The following is an 18,948-nucleotide window of genomic DNA, read 5'->3' as shown; positions in this document are numbered from 1 at the left end:
AGGGTGGTTCATGTCTGATTTTTCATCGCAGCTCAGCCGCCGCCGCGTCATGGGCTGGCTGAGCCTGGCACTGGGCAGTACCTGCCTTCCAGCCTGGGCCGGGCCGGACCTGGAACGCTCCATCTACCCAAGCATTGCCGACCGGGGTCACCCCGACTATCACTTCGACCGCCTGCAGGTTGACAGCACTGACATGCAGCGGCACTACAGTTTCTGGATCGCCACCCCACGCCGGGCACCTCCACCGGAAGGCCACCCCATCATTTATCTGCTCGATGGCAACGCTGCGCTGGATGATACGCCAGCATGGTTGTTGAACCGCATGGCCGCCGCCACGCCGCCGGTCATTGTTTATCTGGGGTATGCCACCGACAAGCGGTTCGACGTACGAGCACGCCAGGAAGATTACACCCCCTCACTGCCACAGCAGGGTATTTTCCAAAGCCATGGCCGGCCCAGTGGCGGCGTTGAAACCTTTATTGCCACGCTGGTCGGCACCTGGCTGCCCATGATCGAGCGGGCCGTGCCAATCAACAGCATGAACCGCTATTTCTGGGGCCATTCCTATGGCGGCCTGTGTGTGCTCTATACGATGATGACACGCCCATGGCTCATGAGCCATTTCATCGCGGCAAGCCCGAGTCTGGGCTGGAACGGGAATCAACTGGCCGGCATGGCACGTCAGTTCAGTGCCCCGGCAGGGTGCATACCCGCGCTGTGGCTACTACGTGGTGAAGAGGAAGGCCGGGAACGACCACGGCACATGCGCACGGAAAAGCAGGACCAGCGCATCAGTATTGATGAGCTGGCCGCCCTGCTGGAGCGGCAGGACCCCGCCCTGTCTGTTGAGGTAGAGCATGTTGCCGGCCTGAGCCATGGCCCGATGTTCACTCACTCCCTGCACAGGGCCATGGCACGCGCAGCCGGACTTGATGCCCCAGCCGCACGCCCGGCGGTTCAGCCTGTCACATAGCCATTGATATCAGCGGCACGAACATGCTCGATGCCCGCCTTGTCCGCTCGCGCCAGCAGACGCTCGAACCAGGCCTGCACCGTGTCATCCTCATCAAGCAACACATGCCGGCCGGTAATGTGACCCCACATCAGCATGCCGAATGCCAGATAATCGCCGGCGCCCGGCCCCTCTCCATCGATAAAGGGGCTGTCTGCCAGCAGTGCGCGCAGCGGTGACAACGCCTGGTGCAACCTTTCCTTTCCGGCCTCCAGGTCCTGCACCTCTTCCAGCCGGTTTCCCAGCCTCGCCTCACGGCTTTCACGGAAATAGGCCTGGTCCTCTGGCGTCAGCACATCATGCACGTCGGCAATCACGCAGGTCATGATGGCAGGCGCCAGCTGGGTTTCACTCCAGTGTCGAATGAAATCAAGGCGGGCCCGGGCCTGACCGGTGCCGATCAACGGGTGTTCAGGATAGGTGCGATCCAGGTATTTCATGATTTCGAGACTGTCACTGACCACCGTCCCATCCTCATCCTCCAGCACCGGCACCTTGCGTGCCTGGGGAGGCTCCTGGCCTGAAAACGCCAGTGCGTCCTTTTCGCAGAAATGCCAGGGCACACTCTCGAACGGCAGCTGCTTGTGCACCAGGGCCATGATGACGCGCCAGCAGAAGGGAGAAAAGCGCAGACGTTCATCAGCACCACATAATTCATAAAGTCGGCGTGGCATGGCAGGCTCCTTGAGGTCATGCAAAGTGTGAGTCGTGCAAGCCCCATAGCCTGGCCCCAACGATCAGGACGCGCAACCAGCCGCGTCCCGACCCGTCTGGCGTGACGACTAAAGAATCATTGCAGCGACCCACCCGAACAGCAGAAGCGGGATGTTGTAGTGAAGAAACGTCGGAACGACCGAATCCCAGATATGATCATGCTGGCCATCGGCATTGAGGCCGGAGGTAGGACCCAGGGTAGAGTCCGAGGCCGGTGAGCCGGCATCGCCCAAAGCCGCTGCCGTACCTACCAGAGCGATGGTCGCCAGCGGAGAGAACCCGAAATCAACCGCCAGGGGTACATAGATGGAGGCGATGATCGGGATCGTAGAAAATGAAGAACCAATGCCCATGGTAATGAACAGACCAACCACCAGCATCACCAGCGCGGCCAGCATCTGACTGTTGCCGATCAACGAGCGCGAGCTTTCAACCAGCGTATTGATTTCGCCGGTGGCCTGCATGACGCTGGCAAAGCCGGCTGCGGTAATCATGATGAACCCGATCAGGGTCATCAGGCGCATACCTTCGGTAACCACATCATCCTGCTCACGCCAGCGAAATACACCACTGACCGACAGGATGGCGAACCCGAGCAGACCACCGAGCACCATGGAATCGGTCAGCAGCTGCGTCGACAGGGCCGCCACGATGGCCAGCCCCAGCACCACATACTGCCAGGGCTTGAGCGGCGCCAGATCGCGGCGCTCACGCTCGCTGACCACATCGTCACGCGAGGCAACATGCCCGAAGCCCACCGACTGCATGGTGTATTCCCGTGGTTTTCGGTAACTCACGAATACCGCAACAAGAAGTCCGACCAGCATGCCGCTGATCGGCAGAGCCATCGCCTTCGGCACCATGTCTGCGGTCAACTCGAGCCCCAGCGCCTGACCGGCATTATTGAGGTTCGACAACAGAATATCGTTGAGAAAGATGGCACCGAAACCGACCGGCAGCAGCATGTAAGGCGCCGTGACGCCGAAGGTAATGACGCAGGCCACCAGCCGGCGATCAAGCTTCAGACGGTTCATCGCCATCAGCAATGGCGGCACCAGGATGGGGATGAAGGCAATATGCACCGGGATCACGTTCTGAGAGCAGACCGCAGCCACCAGCAGTACGCCAATCATTGACCATTTCACGGTGCGGCCGGCACGGGAATGACGCACGCTGTCGTGGCTCTGGCCCTGCAAACGGCCAATCAACCGGCGGGCAATGGCTTCGGTCAGCCCGGAGCGGGACAGGGCCACGGCAAAGGCACCGAGCGTTGCATAGGACAGCGCGACCTGCGCTCCTCCACCCAGCCCGCTGTTGAACGCATCCAGGATATCGCCCAGCGACATCCCGCTGTAAAGCCCTCCGACCAGAGCAGCCACAACCAAAGCAAATACCACGGAGACGCGGGCCAGGCTCAGCGCCACCATGACCAGAATCGAGAGGACAATGGCGTTCATCGATATTCCGAAAAAGTGAGTGAATCCAGGCCCATCGCGGGCCGGTGATGCCCGTTTTCAGGGCCGCGCGCACTCTATCACATACACGGAAGCCCCTCACCCCGGAGCGAAACACCTGCTGACAGCCATGCCTTGCAAGGATAGCGCTGCGAGGATGCAAAGGATTCGCTATCCTTGGGGCAACGCTGCCTTCGGGCACCCTCTTCAATCATCAAGGAAAGCTGAATGTCCATCGAGGACCTCCATCTTAATCTCTGTAACCTGAGCTCCGAGGATTACAACGGCCTGAAAGTGCTGATGGATGCCGTCTACAACGACATCGGTGGCGCCTGGCCCAGGGAAACCATCGACAAGCTGATCAGTGAATTCCCTGACGGCCAGCTGGCCATCAAGGATGGCGATCGCATTATCGGGGTCGCCCTGACGGTGCTGGTGGATTACGACACGTTCTCCAACCCGCACAAGTACGATGACCTGATCGGTACGCGCGAAGTCATTCTGCACAACAAGGAAGGTGACGCCCTGTACGGGCTGGATGTTCTGATCGACCCGGCCTACCGTGGCTATCGCCTCGGACGACGCCTTTATGAAGCGCGCAAGGATCTGTGCCGCTCCATGAATCTGCGCGCCATTCTGGCCGGCGGGCGTATTCCCAATTACTACCTGCATGCCAATGACCTGTCACCGACCGAGTATCTGGACAAGGTCTCCCGCAAGGAAATTCACGACCCGATCCTGTCGTTCCAGCTGGCCAACGACTTCCTGGTCAAGCGGTTGCTGCGCAAGTATCTGCCGGAAGACGAACGGTCGATGGGGTATGCCACCCTGCTTGAGTGGAACAACATCCTGTTTGAACCCGCCGAACGCGTGCTGCAGTCTCGCAAGAGTCAGGTACGTGTCGGTGCGGTTCAGTGGCAGATGCGTGAGTTTGCCTCGGTGGAACAGGTGCTCCAGCAGGTCGAATTCTATGTGGACGCCATTGCCGACTACCAAAGTGATTTCGCTGTACTGCCGGAGCTGTTCAATACGCCACTGATGGGATTGACGGATCAGACCAACCAGGTCGAAGCCATCCAGTTTCTGGCCGGCTTCACCGAGCGCTTCAAGACTGAAATCTCGCGCATGGCGGTGTCCTACAACATCAACATCGTGGCCGGCTCGATGGTTGAGCACGGCGAGGACGGCAGACTCTACAACGTCTCCTACCTCTGTCACCGGGATGGCGAAATCGAAAAACAGGCCAAGCTGCACATTACACCGCAGGAGCGCCGTGACTGGGTGGTCGATGGCGGTGATCAGCTGCAGGTCTTCGAGACCGATGCCGGCCGGGTAGGCATCCTGATCTGCTACGACGTCGAATTCCCCGAACTGCCGCGCCTGCTCGCCGAGCAGGACATGGATATCCTGTTTGTACCGTTCTGGACCGACACCAAGAACAGCTACCTGCGGGTACGCCACTGCGCTCAGGCGCGGGCGATCGAAAACGAGTGTTATGTCGTGGTCTGTGGCAGTGTCGGCAACGTGCCATCGATCGAGAACCTGGACATCCAGTATGCCCAGTCAGCGGTATTTTCACCGTCGGACTTCTCGTTCCCTCACGATGCGGTACTGTCGGAAACCACGCCCAATACCGAAATGGTCATGTTCTCGGACCTTGACCTCAAGCGCCTCAAGATCGTACGCAGCGAAGGCTCGGTAACCAACCTGAAGGATCGCCGCAAGGATCTGTTCGATCTGCGCTGGCGCGACTGGTCCTGGAAATCCAGCTGAGCCCATCAGCGAGGGAGGCAACATGCAGTGGCTGGCCGCCTGGCAACGGAAACGATTTCTGAAGCGCCATCCATTGCCGGAAGCGGCCTGGCGGGACGTTCTGTCTCGCCTGCCGGTGACCTCCTGCCTTGACGCTGCTGCACGTCAGCGCCTGATGGTGCGTGGCTGGCAGCGGCTTCATCACCTGGCCTTTCACTTTCCCGAACCACTCACCTGGACACTGGAAGATCAGCTGAGTGTGGCTGCCCATATCGAGCTGATCACGCTGTACTGGCCTGACAGCCAGGCACGCTGGCCTGACGTCCACGATATTGTCGTGGTGCCCGATGCCTTCAGACGACATCTGGTTGAAACGGATACTGCCGGCGTTATTCATGAGCATGATGACGAACGGATCGGTGAGACGTCCTCCCGTGGCCCGGTGGTTCTCTCGATGAACGACATGCAGGCTGACCGCCATCATGCCGGCGTCAATGTGATCATTCATGAGTTCATCCACAAGCTCGACATGCAAAACGATGGCGTAGCCAACGGCTTCCCTCCACTTCATGGTGACATCAGCTCACGCCGATGGCATGCCACCTTTACACGGGTCTGGCAGGATCTAACCGACCATGTCGCACGCGGTGCCCCCACGCCCATCAACGAATACGCCGCCACCGATCCGGCTGAATGTCTGGCCGTATGCTGTGAATACTTCTTTACGGCACCAGGCCGATTGAAAGCTACCTATCCGGAGCTTCATGCACTGCTGGTGGAGTACTTCAGGCAGGATCCGGGCCTGAAACGGACAACCCAGCACCCCGGCGCAGACGGTTACAACGCACGCCCGTCACAGCCGGCTTCAAGATAGTCCCAAAGCCTGTCCACCATGGGTGCAGGAGCACGGCCGGCCATGCGCGTCAGCCAGAACCCCTGCTGCGCGCGGACCCGTACTGAAAAGGGTGCAACCAGCTCGGGGGCCAGCTGATCAAGCCAGCGAGTATGTGTAAGCGCGATGCCGGCGCCATGACGGGCAAGATCAAGCGCCATGGCCTGATGGTCACAGCCCAGACGTCGACTGGTTTCAAGCACACCTCGAACCTTTGCTCCAGTCAGCCAGGCCGGCCAGCCCGTATCAAACCCGGCCACATGAATCAGTGTGTGATGGGCAAGCCCGGTGGGGTCATGATCAAGTCTCTGAGCCAATAACGGCGTACATACAGGTATCAGTTCATCAATGCCCAGCGCATGCGCTCTCAGACCGGACCATTGGCCATTGCCATAACGAATTTCAAGGTCGACCCCGGATGCCTCGAAGTCCTGCGCCTGAATAGCCGTGACAATACGCACCGGCGAGACGATGCCTCCCTGTGACAACCAACCGGCCAGCAATGGGGCCAACCAGTAACGCTGCACCAACGGAGTAGCCCTGATGGTAAGGGGGGCGTTGTTCGGCTCACCAAATACCTCGGCGGTGCCCTCACGCAACCGCTGAAAGCCAGCCTGCACGCAGGGTAGCCAGGCAAGCCCCGCATCCGTCAGATCAAGTCCACTGGCATGACGTACAAACAATGGCTCGCCCAGCCGGTCTTCAAGTAATCTGATACGCTGGCTGATCGCTGATTGGGACACACATAATTCATCACCGGCAGCAGTAAAACTCATCAGCCGAGCCGCCGCTTCAAATGCCTGTAGCCAGGCCAGGGGAGGAAGCAAATTCAGGACACTCCTGCGTCGGTCAAGGGGAACTCTCCGGAAAAACAGCCATCACAGCCATGACGTTTTGCATCAGGCACCGTATCATGAGCCCGCCCTCGCATCAGGCGGGGGCCTTGTAAGCATTCAAGGAGAAGGACGCCATGCCACGCAGGCTCTGGCTTATCATCGGTCTTCTTGCCCTGCTGCTGGCCCTGGGAGGCCTGTGGCAATGGCTTGCCATGGGTGATGTACTGACCCCCGGCAACCTGCGGCAACTGCTGGCCAGCACACTGGTGCTGCGCGAGACCATCTGGGCTCCCCTGGCCCTGATGGCACTGTATGTGGTGGCCTCGCTGGTGGTGTTCCCACTGACCGTGCTGGTAGGGGCAACCGGCTTGATCTTCGGCTCCTGGTGGGGGCTGGCCTACGCGTTGGCAGGCACCATGCTGGCGTCTGCCGTGACCTATTACGCCGGACGACGACTCGGGCGTGATGCCCTCATCAGCCATGGCGGCGAGCGGGTCAACAAACTGGCCAACGGGCTGGCCAACCGTGGTATCCGTACCATGATCGTGTTCAACCTGCTGCCGCTGGCACCCTTTACCCTGACCAACATGCTGGCCGGAGCATGCCGTCTCCGCTTCGGTGCCTACATGATCGGCTCGTTCATCGGTATCGTGCCCGGGCTGGCAGCGGTCACGATTGCCGGCAGCCAGCTGGGCAGCCTGATACATAGCAATAGCCGGGATGGCCTGTGGATATCGATCGCCGTCATTGCCATGGCAGTGGCCCTGCTGGCCCTGCTGGGCCACCTGGCGCGACGGCGTCAGGCCGCCTGAAGCTATTTATTGCCCGTAACGGCCTGATCGGCGGGCGATGGGGCACCACCTGGCGGGTCGTCAGGGTCATCGCGGCGGTCCCAGAACACTTCCTTCAACACCGCACCGCGATGGCGGAGGATATGCCACTCGGCATCGAACCGGCTGGTCACACTGTCCCAGAATGTGGGATCAGCATGCTTGGGAGTCACCTCATTGCCGGCCTGTTCGATCAGTCGTGAATAAAGTGCCAGACAGCGCTCTGCACATACACGTGCGTCAAAATGCTGAGCACTGTCCAGTGCGCCACGGGTCAGCCGGACATAGTCCTCCTGGCGGCTGACCTTGACCAGCGCATCTGCCATCGCCGCTTCATTCTCATCAGGCAGCAGCAGGCCGTTTACCTCGTTACGTACCACCTCACGCACGCCGGGCGCATCCAGTGCCACCACAGGCAGCCCTGCCGCCATGGCTTCTGCCACCACCATGCCCTGGGTTTCACTGTGAGAGGCAAAGACAAAACTGTTCATGGCGTGATAGGCATCCACCAGGGACTGACCACTCAACACACCAGTGAAATGAACCCGCTCGCTGACACCCTGCTGGCGAGCAATGTTGACCATGGCCTCGGCCTCATCCCCATCCCCGACCACCATAAAGTGCGCGTCGGGACGCGCCTTGAGGAACCGGCATACGGCGCGTGTCATGAACATCAGGTTTTTCTCTCGCGCCAGACGCCCGACATGGCCCACCACGTGCGTGTGTTCATCAATACCGAAGTGATGACGCCAGATACTCGCATCACCCGAGGCAAACCGTTCGGTATATACACCGCTGGGCAACACTTCAATTGGCGTACCGACATCACGCTTGTCGAGGATGTCACGCACGCTCTCACTCGGCACGATCACCGTATCGCACAACTCGGCATAGCATGACGCCAGTGCCACGGCAAAGCGCTTGATGGCCGGCGAATTGCTGGGAAAATAATGAATGTAGCGCTCATAGAGCGTGTGGTGCGTAAACACCAGCGGCACGCTTAACCGCTGAGCCAGCCGGGCTGCTGCGTCTCCCAGCAAAAAGGGATGATGTGCATGGATGATATCCGGTCCGAACGCCTCTACGGCATCAACCACCTGGCTTGTCATGAACATGGGGAAGGAAAACTGTGTGCCATTGAAGCGCTGAAAGGACGGCACTCTAAGCACGTTATCCTCGTGCGGCGACTGGCCTTCAATATTGGGCGCAATGACCAGCACACGATGCCCAAGCACCTCGAACTGCTCCACGAACCGTTGCACCGATTCGCTGACACCACCAACGATGGGGCGATAGGTGTTGGTAAAAACAAGAATATTCAACCCGCAACCTCCTGCTTCACCGAGAAAATCCATGAAGCGTTTCTGTTCTGCGCCATCCCTGACGCCCGTTCAGCAGCCGAGCAGCTACCCGGATATCCATCCTTGAGCAAGGACAATACATGCTGCCGGCCAGTGTACCGCGTAACACGTACGTCGTCCTCATTAGCCAGGCTGGCCCCAAGCCCTCAAATTGATGATTTGCACCTGAATACGGGGCTGATCACCCTGTTACTCCGTTTAAAAATCAGGTGATGACCATGAACAACCGTAGCGCGCAGCATCCTCGCCGCCCCGTCATGAAAGAACATGCAAACCATGAGCAGGCTCCGGCACCCTGCCATGCCAGCCTAAACAATGAGGTAGTGACCATATACTTTGACGATGACCAGACCGGGCAATGGCCACTCGTATGGCTACGAGATCACTGCCCCTGTGATACCTGTCGTCACGTGCACTCTCATGAGCGTCTCTTTTCCCTGCTGGATGCCGATATTGGTACGCCGTCACTGACGCTTGTACCCGACATGTATCAGTTGACAATCAACTGGCCGGATGGGCATCGAAGTGCCCTTGACACCGGGTGGCTCTATCAGCGCCGCCCGGGACAGCATGACTTTCTACCGGCGCTACCTGCCGCGAGGCCCTGGCAGCTCCCCTTCTCTCCCCGAAGGATCACCCATGAAACGCTCATGGCAGAACGCGACCGTGGCCAGGGCGCTGGAGAACGACAGTGGCTTCAGGCATTGATGCGCGATGGCCTTGTTCTGCTTGACCAGGGGCCCACTACCCCAGATGAGGTTATTCGTTTCGCCACTCACATCGGGCCTCTGAGGGATACCAATTTTGGAGCGCGTTTTGATGTAGTATCAAAACCGACCCCCAATAACGCCGCTTATACTGCACTGGAACTTGAACTGCATATTGACCTCCCCAACTGGCACCAGCCCCCGGACATCCAGTTGCTTTACTGCCTTGAAAATGACGCACAAGGCGGCGGCTCCACGTTTGCAGATGGCTACGCCGTGGCAGAAGATCTGCGAATTCATGCCCCAGAAGCATTCAGGCGCCTGGCCGACACCCCCATCGACTTTCGCTTTCAGGACAGTGAGCAGGACATCACCTTTCGTGCCCCCGTCATTGGCGTCGATCATCAAGACAAGGTTACCGAGATCCGTTTCAACAACTGGATTCGCGATGCGCTTGACCTGCCCCTGGAAGAGATCACTCTCTGGTATGAGGCCTACCTCGCCTTCTGGCAGCGCCTGAAAAACCCGCTGTTCCGACATGAACTCGCGCTGGCACCGGGACAAATGATCGCCTTTGATAACCGACGCGTGCTGCACGGTCGATCGGCCTTCAACCCCGAAACGGGTAGAAGACATCTACAAGGCTGCTATCTGGACCGGGACATGATTCACTCCCGCTTTCGAGTTCTCTCCAGAGCATGTGAACACACGCGGTAATACTCATGATCCTGGCCCTGCCACGCAAATGCACTATGCTTGTGAGGCCGAGGCCCCCATAGAGAGGCCGGTTCAATGAACTCACATCGCAAAAAGGATTTTGACCGATGACCACCATTTTCGAGGAATTGCGTGCTGACCATGACAAGCAGCGCACCCTGCTGGATCTTCTGACAAAAACGGAAGGTGACAGTGAGGGCCGGCGCGAACTGTTCCAACAGGTCAAGGACGCTCTTCATCACCATGAGACGGCTGAAGAGCGGCACTTTTACAGCCCGTTGATGGAATATGATACCGGCGTCGACAAATCTCGGCACGGTATCGCCGAACACCATGAGATGGACGAGCTCATGGAACTGATGGATTCCACCGACCTGAGCTCATCAGCGTGGCTCGGTTACGCCAAAAAGCTTCAGGACATGGCACTCCATCACTTCGAAGATGAAGAAAATCACTATTTCATCTCGGCAGGCCAGAAATTCAGCGATTCGGAAAAGACTACACTTGCGACCCGGTATCGCGAAGAAATGGAACGACTTGACAAGTAACCCCCTCCCCCGCCAACCATGACGAGTGAGTTCCCGGCACCTCAAGGTGCCGGGAAAACGTATTGCATGAAGACCAGATCCAGCCAGCGACCGAACTTCATGCCAACCTGCGGCAACCGCCCTGACTCGCTGAACCCGAGCCGCTCATGCAGGCGAATCGATCCCGGGTTACCGGCATCGATGCCTGCCACCATTACGTGAATTCCCTGATCTGCTGCTCGAACCATCAACGCCTTCATCAATGTACTGCCGATGCCGTTGCCCTGCCGCCCCTCTGCCACATACACCGAATGCTCTACGGTACGCGCAAAGCCATCATGTGGCCGCCATGGCCCATACGTGGCATAACCCAGGCAGTGTCCGCCACTACGCGCAACCAGCACGGGGTAGCCAGCGTCAACTCGTTCTCTTAACCAGTGCCAACGGTTGGCCTCATCGACTTCCGTGAAATTCCAGATCGCCGTGGTTTCTCGCACCGCCTGGTTATAAATGGCAACAATCGCCTGCAGGTCCTGCTCGCCGGCGTCAAAAATCTCGATCTCCACTACAGGTTCTCCTGTCTGCCCATTGCCTGACACGCGCAGGTGTCTGTTCCCCCCTACACTGTAAACGTTTTCATCTACCCGGGAGAATACTCATGGCAAGGCAGCGCATTGCGGTTATCGCCGGTGACGGCATAGGTCAGGAAGTCATGCCGGAGGGACTTCGCGTCATGAAGGCTGCAGCAGACCGATTCAACCTTTCCCTGTCATTCGAGCACTTCGATTTTGCCAGCTGTGACTACTACGAGCAGCACGGCCGCATGATGCCGGAAGACTGGAAGTCACGCCTGGAAGGGTTCGATGCCCTCTACTTCGGGGCGGTAGGCATGCCCGAGCGGGTGCCGGATCATGTCTCACTGTGGGGGTCACTGCTTCAGTTTCGCCGCCATTTTGATCAGTACATCAATCTACGCCCCTGCCGCCTTCTTCAGGGCGTTACCAGCCCATTGGCCAACCGCGCACCGGGGGATATCGACTTCATGGTAGTGCGTGAAAATACCGAGGGTGAGTACTCGAGCATCGGTGGGCGCATGTATGAGGGCACAGATCGGGAGCTGGCCATTCAGGAAACCGTCATGAGCCGCCACGGCATTGATCGAGCCCTCAGGTTTGCCTTTGAGCTTGCCTCCACTCGGCCAAAACGCAGCCTGACCTCGGCAACAAAATCCAATGGCATATCGATCACGATGCCCTACTGGGATGAACGCGTGAATGCCATGGCAACCCACTACCCGGACATTACTGTCGACAGCTTTCATATCGACATTCTGACAGCCCGCTTCGTGATGCATCCGGACATGTTCGATGTGGTCGTCGCCAGCAACCTGTTCGGCGATATCCTGTCGGATCTTGGGCCGGCCTGCACCGGCACCATTGGCATCGCGCCGTCAGCCAACCTCAATCCCGAACGTCGATTTCCCTCCCTGTTCGAGCCGGTCCATGGCAGCGCACCGGATATCTTCGGTCAGAACATTGCCAATCCGGTCGGTCAGATCTGGTCCGGTGCCATGATGCTTGACCACCTGGGACACGCCGAGGCGGCCGATGCCGTGGTCAAGGCCTTCGAGGCGGTACTTGCCCAGGCAGATTCAGCGGTAATCACTCCGGATCTCGGTGGACAGGGCACCACCGAAACCCTTGGCAGGGCCATTGCCGACCGGCTCATGTAGACCGGTTGCTTTCGAAACGCCCTTGCGCCATGCTGGCGCGCCTCACTTCGGCAAGGACGAATTCATGAAAAGGACATTGGTAGCGCTGGGCGCCGCAGCACTGACACTGACACTTGCAGGCTGTGACAAGAGCCCAGGCAAGGATGAAGTGACCCAGGCAATGAACAACACCCTGAGCCGTCAGATCGAGCAGCTCAAGGGAATTGCGCAACAGATGGGTGATGGCGGTGAACGCCTCAAGGACCTGACGTACGATGTCCAGATCGATGACGTGAAGGACTGTGGCCATCCGGCACCTAAAAAGGATGCGAAGAAGGGTGATACCCCCACGGATGACGAGTCCATCTGGTCCTGCCATGTAACCGGCAAGGTCGTTGTCGATGGCAAGGCGCAGGCCATTGATGATGACGTTGTGCTGTATAAGAATGACAAGGATGAGTGGCTGGCACGCTAGGCTTCTTTCCTGTCATCAAAAAAGCCCCGCCAGGCCGATGCCTGACGGGGCTTTTTACCGTGGCGACATTCAGGGAAGTTTGAAACGCCCGATTTCCTGATTCATGTGAAGCGCCTGGTCCTGCAATGACGAGGCTGCTGCTGCTGCCTCCTCCACCAGCGCCGCATTTTGCTGCGTCACCTGATCCATCTGACTGACAGCAGTATTGACCTGCTCGATCCCACGGGTCTGCTCCGAGGCAGCCGCCGAAATCTCGCTCATGAGATCCGACACACGCTGAACGGATACCAGCATCTCACTCATGACCTCGTCGGCATTGGTGACCATCGCCGACCCCTCATTGATTTCCTTGGTCGATGCTGCGATCAGTTCTCGAATTTCCTTGGAAGCCCTGGCACTTCGCCCTGCAAGCTCACGCACTTCACCCGCCACGACTGCAAAGCCACGCCCCTGCTCACCGGCACGCGCCGCCTCCACAGAAGCATTGAGCGCCAGCAGGTTGGTCTGAAACGCAATGCTGTCAATCATGGCGGTAATTTCGGCAATCTTTTTGGAACCGTCGCTGATGCTCGACATCTTGACGACCACATCCTTGACCACACTGCTGCCGCGCATGGATGTCTGAGAGGCTTCACTGGCCAGCTGGCTGGCCTGGCGGGCACTGTCGGCACTGTGTTTTACCGTGGCCGTGATCTCTTCCATGCTGGCTGCCGTCTCTTCAAGCGAAGCCGCCTGCTGCTCCGTGCGCGAAGACAGATCGATATTGCCCGAGGCGATTTCACGTGCTCCCGTGTCTACCGCCTCACTTGAAGTACGGATGTGGCGAAGGGTTTCACTGAGCTGATCACGCATGTACATGATATTGAAGATCAGGCTGGAGTTATCGCCTTTTGCCAGGGGCAATGAGGCGGTCAGATCGCCGTCGGCAACACGCTTGACCAGATCGGCAGCCTCGTTGGGCTCCCCTCCCAGACTCCGCGAAATCTGACGAATCAAAATGCCCATGACCAGTGATACAACCGCACCGACAACCAGCAGAATCAGAAAGTAGCTGATCAGGTTATGCAGAAAAATGCTCTGAACATCATCAACATAAATGCCGGCTGCAATATAGGCGTCCCAGGGCGCAAAGTAACTCACGTAGCTGACCTTCTGGCGGAAGGCATCCTCGGCGGTAGCCCCCTTGGAGACATACTCTACATAACCGGCACCATTGGCCTTGGCGACCTTGATCAGCTCAAGATACACCGACTTGCCCTGCGGGTCGGTATAGCTCGCCATCGACGAGCCTGCATCGCGCCGTGGATGGCTCAGGATGTTGGCCTGGCTGTTGAAGGTAAACACATAATTGTCTGCCTCCGCCCCGAATCGCATGGTGTTGATGATGCCAAAGGCTTCCGCCTGGGCCTGAGCCTGGGTCATCGCACCACTTTCCTGGCGGGCATACATCGCATTCACGGCGCCAGATGCCATGCTGACCACGTTTTTCAGGCCGTTTTCGCGCTCCTTGAACATTTCGGCCCGACTTTCGAGTGCCAGGCTGACTACAATGGCAATCATACCGACCCACATCAGCCCCAGCCCCAGCCAAAGCTTGGTGCGGATGGTCAGGGGCTTGCCACGGCGTTTGAGGCTCAGGGGCTTACGCTTGCTGCGCGAAGCCCGTTGGATACTGCTATCTTCATGATCGAAGGTATGAGATGTCATAAACAGGTTCCGAGAAGTAGCGTTCATGGTCGTCATGGCCTGTGCCAGACAATGACTGATTCGTCGTTTGTGCTGAAACGATTATCGGCGGATCGCTTTAAAGCTTCACACTCCCTTCCCTACTACATTCGAGTAACGCCTGTTACATTCAGTAAATAAACGCCTTCTGCCATATTGGAGCATTACATGAGAGCAGCAGACATGAAGGCAAACCTGCGGGCGGTGTGGGCTGCTGCCGGCGGTGATCCCGGTATCCCTGGTGGTATAAAGCCGGTCGCACACGTGGATGCAGAGCGCTACAAGGGTACCTGGTATGAGATTGCCCGCCTGGATCATCCCTTCGAGCGGCGCCTCAGTGAGGTGACAGCAAGCTATTATCCCAGAGCCGATGGCGGATTTGATGTCGTCAATCGCGGGTATGATGTGGTCAAGCGGATGTGGAAGGAGGCAAGGGGCGTGGCTTATCCGGTCAACCAGCCTGCCGACGGCCGCTTCAAGGTCACCTTCTTCTGGCGGTTTTATGCCGGTTACAACATTATTCTGCTGGATCCCGAATATGATCATGTCGTGATTGTCGGGCCCAATCGCCACTTTCTTTGGGTACTGGCGCGCACACCCTGGATCAGTGATAGTGTCTTCAAGGATATTACTCACTGGCTGTCTTCTCAGGGATTTCCGGCCAGCGACCTGAACAGGGTTCATCACGAGCGCAGCTACCCGACGCACACTGGAACCCGCTGAAGGCACGGCCCCCTGGGCCGGCGCCTCTCCGTTGATACTCGGGTGCGAGAGTACATTGACCGGCAGGATAGACGTTCAGGCAGCACTTTCAGGTGATCAGTGGATGTGCCGAGGCGGAGATGCCACTTGATAAGTAACCGTCAATATATATCGAATCATCACTCGGCTGCGGCAACCACGGTACCAGCCTGATAGAATGGACGGCTTTTACGTCCCGATTCGTCAGGGCCTGCCATGCCTTCAGGAGTCATATTGTCCATGGCCGATACTTCCATTCCCCTGGAAATCAATCATCTCCACAAGAGCTTCAACGGCAATCCGGTGTTGAACGGGTTGTCGCTCAAGGCCCAAAAGGGTGATGTCATTACACTGATCGGTGCCTCCGGCTCCGGTAAAAGCACCTTCCTGCGCTGCATGAACCTGCTCGAAATGCCCGATCAGGGCGAGCTGATCGTGCATGGCGAGGCCATCGGCTTCAAGGTCGACCGCAAGGGGCAACGCCAGCCGGAAGACTGGAAGCAGGTAGAACGCATTCGTGCTCGCTTGTCGATGGTCTTTCAGAACTTCAATCTGTGGCCGCACATGACCCTCATCGAAAATGTCATGGCCGCTCCGGTACACGTGCTCAAGATGCCGAAGGCCCAGGCCCGAGAAAAGGGAATGGCGCTATTGAAACGTGTCGGGCTTTCCGAACGGGCCAGCTACTTCCCGACCCAGATGTCCGGTGGCCAGCAACAGCGTGGTGCCATTGCGCGTGCACTCGCGATGGACCCGGAAGTCATGCTGTTTGATGAACCGACCTCGGCCCTTGACCCGGAACTGGTAGGGGATGTGCTTCATGTCATGCATGAACTGGCTGATGAAGGACGCACCATGATCGTGGTCACCCATGAAATGGATTTTGCCCGCGATGTCTCCAACCACGTCATGTTCCTGCATCAGGGTCTGATCGAGGAGCAGGGTGCACCCGGTGACATACTGACTTCACCGCGTTCCGAGCGGTTACAACAGTTTCTGGCACCTCGCTATTGAGCGGCTGACCCGGTTTCCCTGACGGTGATGCGCCAGACGCATCTTCCGGATTCAACTACTGCGCACCGTGCGCGATCAGGACGCGTTTATGCTTGATCTTCATGGGTACGGCCCCCGCCTGCTGGAGGGGTCGCTATTGACACTGGAACTGGCCCTGCTGTCGCTGCTGCTCGCAGTCCTGCTGGGATTGTTATCAGCCAGTGCAAAATTATCGTCGTCTCGCATACTGCGCGGCATTGCCCACGTTTATACGCTGGTCATCCGCGGCGTGCCGGATCTGGTACTGATGCTGCTTTTGTTTTATGGAGGCCAGATCGGTATCAACATGGCCACCGACTGGATCTACAGCGAGTTTGATGTCGACATCTTCATCAATATCAATGCCTTCGTGGCCGGTGTGGTAACCATCGGCATCATCTTTGGCGCCTACATGTCCGAAACCTTCCGCGGGGCGTTTCTTGCCGTCGATGAGGGTCTGCTGGAGGCGGGACGCGCCTATGGCATGCGGCCCTGGGCGGTATTCAGGCACATTCGCTTCCCGCTGATGATGCGGCACGCCCTGCCGGGGCTGGGCAACAACTGGATGGTGCTTTTGAAAACCACCGCGCTGGTGTCCATTATCGGCCTGAGCGACATGGTCAAGGTCGCTGCCGAGGCCACCAAGGCGACCCATGAACCCTTTCTGTTCATGATCCCTGTCGCACTGGGCTACCTGTTGATCGCCAGCGTATCGGAATGGTGCTTCATGAAACTGCGCCAGCGGTTTGACATCGGCTTCTCCAGCGGAGGCTCCTCGTGGAACAATTAAGTACTCTCTGGCAGCCTGTGCTGAGCTGGATGAACGGCAATGACATCTTTACCCCCAACACCTTCGAGATGTACTGGTCAGGACTGGTCAATACCGTGCACCTGGTGTTTGTATCGCTGGTCATCGGACTGATCATTGCCGTTCCTCTGGCCATCGCCCGAGGCTCATCAAACCTGTGGATCAGGAAACCGGTCTGGTTTTTCACCTATCTGTTTCGCGGCACACCGCTGCTGATTCAACTGTATCTGGCCTACTACGGGTTTGCCTTTATTCCCGGCATCCAGGACACCTGGCTATGGTTTTTCCTGGAAGACCCGATCTATCCGGCGCTTCTGGCCTTTACCCTCAATACGGCGGCATATACAACCGAGATCTTCCACGGGGCCATTCAGTCAACACCCCGGGGTGAAATCGAGGCTGCCCGTGCCTACGGCATGAACAGGTTCACCATGTTGCGCCGCATTGTATTACCCAGCGCCTTCCGGCGTGCGCTGCCAGCCTATGGCAATGAGGTGATCTTCATGCTTCACGCCAGTGCCATTGCCTTTGTAGTCTCGATCACCGACCTGACCGGGGCGGCCTACTATATCTATGCTCGTTTCTACGCGCCCTTTGCCGCGTTCCTGTTTGTGGCGGTACTTTACATGGCGCTGAGCTTCAGTATTCAGGGCCTGTTCAAATACCTTGAAAAACGCCTGCTGGGGCACCTGAAACCCCAGTCGTGATTCATGACGTATCGGTCATTGCCGGTTATGCTTGTACCCTGCATACCGGCCACACGCCGGTACAGGGCATCAATGGATCACTACCACAATGCCGGGCTATCCCCGGCCAACAACAAAAGGATGTTTCCATGAAACGGATTCTGACCCTGTCACTCATGGGCGCGGCACTGGTTGCCGGCACGGCCCAGGCAAAGGATTACGACACGGTACGTATCGGGGTCGATATTCCCTATGTACCGATGGAATATCGCCAGCCGGACGGCACACTGGCCGGCTTTGATATCGATCTGGGCAACGCCCTGTGCGAGCAGGCCAAACTGAAGTGCAACTGGGTCATTCAGGGCTGGGACGGCATTATTCCGGGCCTGCAGGCACGCAAGTTCGACGCCATCATGTCCTCGATGACCATCAACGATGATCGTAAGAAACAGATTCTGTTTTCCGACCCGTACATGACTCCGCCCTCTGCCTGGTTCACGCCTGAAAAAAGTACGCTTGAAACGCCTGACAAGGCCAGCCTCAAGGGCATGAATATCGGCGTACAGCGAGGCACCGTACAGGACAACTACGTGACCGACATGTTTGGTGACGAGGCCAGCATCAAGCGCTACGCCACTGCCGACGATGTCGCCGTGGATATGGAAGCAGGCCGACTGGATATCGCCTTCCTTGACTACCCTACCGGCAAGGCCGCGCTGGTGGACAGCAAGGATGGCAAGTTCAAGACCGTGGGTGACATGCTGACCGAACCGAAGAAATACTTCGGTGAAGGGTTCGGGATAGCGTTTCGAAAGCGCGACCGGGAACTGGCAGACACCTTTAACAAGGCCCTGGCCGAGCTCAAGAGCAACGGCACCTATAACAGCCTCTATTCCAAATACTTCCCTGACGGCAACACCCACTGACATCCTTTCATGTTGCACGACTGAAAACGGCGCCCGAGGGCG

Annotated in this window: 19 protein-coding genes; 13 read left to right on the top strand and 6 right to left on the bottom strand. The window is 57.9% G+C overall.

Annotation, left to right across the window (positions count from 1 at the left end):
• Positions 1 to 10: 10 nt before the first annotated feature.
• Entirely contained in the window at positions 11 to 973 is a 963-nt protein-coding gene (locus NAT21_RS03625) for an alpha/beta hydrolase (RefSeq protein ID WP_250935794.1), read from the top strand.
• Here the strand turns inward: NAT21_RS03625 and NAT21_RS03620 are convergent.
• Together NAT21_RS03620 and NAT21_RS03615 are read right to left on the bottom strand one after the other, a co-directional pair.
• On the bottom strand, positions 958 to 1,686 hold the full coding sequence (locus tag NAT21_RS03620; protein ID WP_250935792.1) for a glutathione S-transferase N-terminal domain-containing protein: 729 nt from the start codon (positions 1,684 to 1,686) through the stop codon (positions 958 to 960). The two genes, NAT21_RS03625 and NAT21_RS03620, sit on opposite strands and share 16 nt — an antisense overlap.
• A gap of 108 nt (positions 1,687 to 1,794) precedes the next feature.
• Complete coding sequence (locus NAT21_RS03615; RefSeq protein WP_250935789.1) at positions 1,795 to 3,183, bottom strand: Na+/H+ antiporter family protein; 1,389 nt, start codon at positions 3,181 to 3,183, stop codon at positions 1,795 to 1,797.
• Positions 3,184 to 3,408: 225 nt separating this feature from the next.
• On the opposite strand from NAT21_RS03615, the gene NAT21_RS03610 reads away from it, so the two are divergent.
• Both NAT21_RS03610 and NAT21_RS03605 read left to right on the top strand, forming a co-directional pair.
• Positions 3,409 to 4,953, top strand: coding sequence for a carbon-nitrogen hydrolase family protein (locus tag NAT21_RS03610; protein ID WP_250935787.1), 1,545 nt, complete (start codon positions 3,409 to 3,411; stop codon positions 4,951 to 4,953).
• A 22-nt stretch (positions 4,954 to 4,975) separates the two neighbouring features.
• A complete protein-coding gene (locus NAT21_RS03605) occupies positions 4,976 to 5,806 on the top strand; it encodes a M90 family metallopeptidase (RefSeq protein WP_250935785.1) in 831 nt (276 codons plus the stop codon).
• Here the strand turns inward: NAT21_RS03605 and NAT21_RS03600 are convergent.
• Positions 5,770 to 6,651, bottom strand: coding sequence for a LysR family transcriptional regulator (locus tag NAT21_RS03600; RefSeq protein WP_250935782.1), 882 nt, complete (start codon positions 6,649 to 6,651; stop codon positions 5,770 to 5,772). The two genes, NAT21_RS03605 and NAT21_RS03600, sit on opposite strands and share 37 nt — an antisense overlap.
• A gap of 143 nt (positions 6,652 to 6,794) precedes the next feature.
• On the opposite strand from NAT21_RS03600, the gene NAT21_RS03595 reads away from it, so the two are divergent.
• Positions 6,795 to 7,472: a TVP38/TMEM64 family protein gene (locus NAT21_RS03595; protein WP_250935780.1), complete on the top strand. Its 678-nt coding sequence runs from the start codon at positions 6,795 to 6,797 to the stop codon at positions 7,470 to 7,472.
• A gap of 2 nt (positions 7,473 to 7,474) precedes the next feature.
• Here NAT21_RS03595 and NAT21_RS03590 read toward each other — a convergent pair whose 3' ends face one another.
• Positions 7,475 to 8,812, bottom strand: a complete 1,338-nt coding sequence (locus NAT21_RS03590) for a glycosyltransferase (protein WP_250935778.1) — start codon at positions 8,810 to 8,812, stop codon at positions 7,475 to 7,477.
• A 257-nt stretch (positions 8,813 to 9,069) separates the two neighbouring features.
• On the opposite strand from NAT21_RS03590, the gene NAT21_RS03585 reads away from it, so the two are divergent.
• Positions 9,070 to 10,275, top strand: coding sequence for a TauD/TfdA family dioxygenase (locus NAT21_RS03585; protein ID WP_250935776.1), 1,206 nt, complete (start codon positions 9,070 to 9,072; stop codon positions 10,273 to 10,275).
• A 107-nt stretch (positions 10,276 to 10,382) separates the two neighbouring features.
• On the top strand, positions 10,383 to 10,823 hold the full coding sequence (locus NAT21_RS03580) for a hemerythrin domain-containing protein (RefSeq protein ID WP_250935774.1): 441 nt from the start codon (positions 10,383 to 10,385) through the stop codon (positions 10,821 to 10,823).
• Between the two features lie 41 nt (positions 10,824 to 10,864).
• On the opposite strand, the gene NAT21_RS03575 is transcribed toward NAT21_RS03580, so the two are convergent.
• Positions 10,865 to 11,368 (bottom strand): GNAT family N-acetyltransferase, encoded by a 504-nt coding sequence (locus tag NAT21_RS03575; RefSeq protein ID WP_250935772.1) that lies wholly within the window; start codon positions 11,366 to 11,368, stop codon positions 10,865 to 10,867.
• 92 nt (positions 11,369 to 11,460) lie between these two features.
• On the opposite strand from NAT21_RS03575, the gene NAT21_RS03570 reads away from it, so the two are divergent.
• Positions 11,461 to 12,534 carry a tartrate dehydrogenase gene (locus NAT21_RS03570; protein WP_250935769.1) on the top strand — a complete coding sequence of 358 codons (1,074 nt, stop codon included), beginning with the start codon at positions 11,461 to 11,463 and terminating at the stop codon, positions 12,532 to 12,534.
• A 64-nt stretch (positions 12,535 to 12,598) separates the two neighbouring features.
• Complete coding sequence (locus NAT21_RS03565) at positions 12,599 to 12,988, top strand: hypothetical protein (protein ID WP_250935767.1); 390 nt, start codon at positions 12,599 to 12,601, stop codon at positions 12,986 to 12,988.
• Between the two features lie 69 nt (positions 12,989 to 13,057).
• Here NAT21_RS03565 and NAT21_RS15485 read toward each other — a convergent pair whose 3' ends face one another.
• Positions 13,058 to 14,695, bottom strand: coding sequence for a methyl-accepting chemotaxis protein (locus NAT21_RS15485; RefSeq protein WP_284732652.1), 1,638 nt, complete (start codon positions 14,693 to 14,695; stop codon positions 13,058 to 13,060).
• 201 nt (positions 14,696 to 14,896) lie between these two features.
• On the opposite strand from NAT21_RS15485, the gene NAT21_RS03550 reads away from it, so the two are divergent.
• The 5 genes from NAT21_RS03550 to NAT21_RS03530 all read left to right on the top strand — a co-directional run bounded on the left by NAT21_RS03550 (position 14,897) and on the right by NAT21_RS03530 (position 18,906).
• Positions 14,897 to 15,436 (top strand): lipocalin family protein, encoded by a 540-nt coding sequence (locus NAT21_RS03550; RefSeq protein WP_250935765.1) that lies wholly within the window; start codon positions 14,897 to 14,899, stop codon positions 15,434 to 15,436.
• A 258-nt stretch (positions 15,437 to 15,694) separates the two neighbouring features.
• The gene (locus NAT21_RS03545) at positions 15,695 to 16,468 is read left to right on the top strand and encodes an ABC transporter ATP-binding protein (RefSeq protein WP_250935763.1); all 774 of its coding nucleotides are present in this window, start codon (positions 15,695 to 15,697) and stop codon (positions 16,466 to 16,468) included.
• A gap of 88 nt (positions 16,469 to 16,556) precedes the next feature.
• Complete coding sequence (locus NAT21_RS03540) at positions 16,557 to 17,276, top strand: ABC transporter permease (protein ID WP_250935760.1); 720 nt, start codon at positions 16,557 to 16,559, stop codon at positions 17,274 to 17,276.
• A gap of 29 nt (positions 17,277 to 17,305) precedes the next feature.
• A complete protein-coding gene (locus tag NAT21_RS03535; protein WP_250937969.1) occupies positions 17,306 to 18,001 on the top strand; it encodes an ABC transporter permease in 696 nt (231 codons plus the stop codon).
• A gap of 128 nt (positions 18,002 to 18,129) precedes the next feature.
• The gene (locus tag NAT21_RS03530; RefSeq protein WP_250935758.1) at positions 18,130 to 18,906 is read left to right on the top strand and encodes a transporter substrate-binding domain-containing protein; all 777 of its coding nucleotides are present in this window, start codon (positions 18,130 to 18,132) and stop codon (positions 18,904 to 18,906) included.
• Positions 18,907 to 18,948: the final 42 nt, after the last annotated feature.

The organism is Larsenimonas rhizosphaerae (assembly GCF_023700005.1).
Lineage (GTDB): Bacteria > Pseudomonadota > Gammaproteobacteria > Pseudomonadales > Halomonadaceae > Larsenimonas > Larsenimonas rhizosphaerae.
Note: the sequence above shows the minus strand (reverse complement) of the source record. Positions and strands in the feature narration are given on the sequence as shown.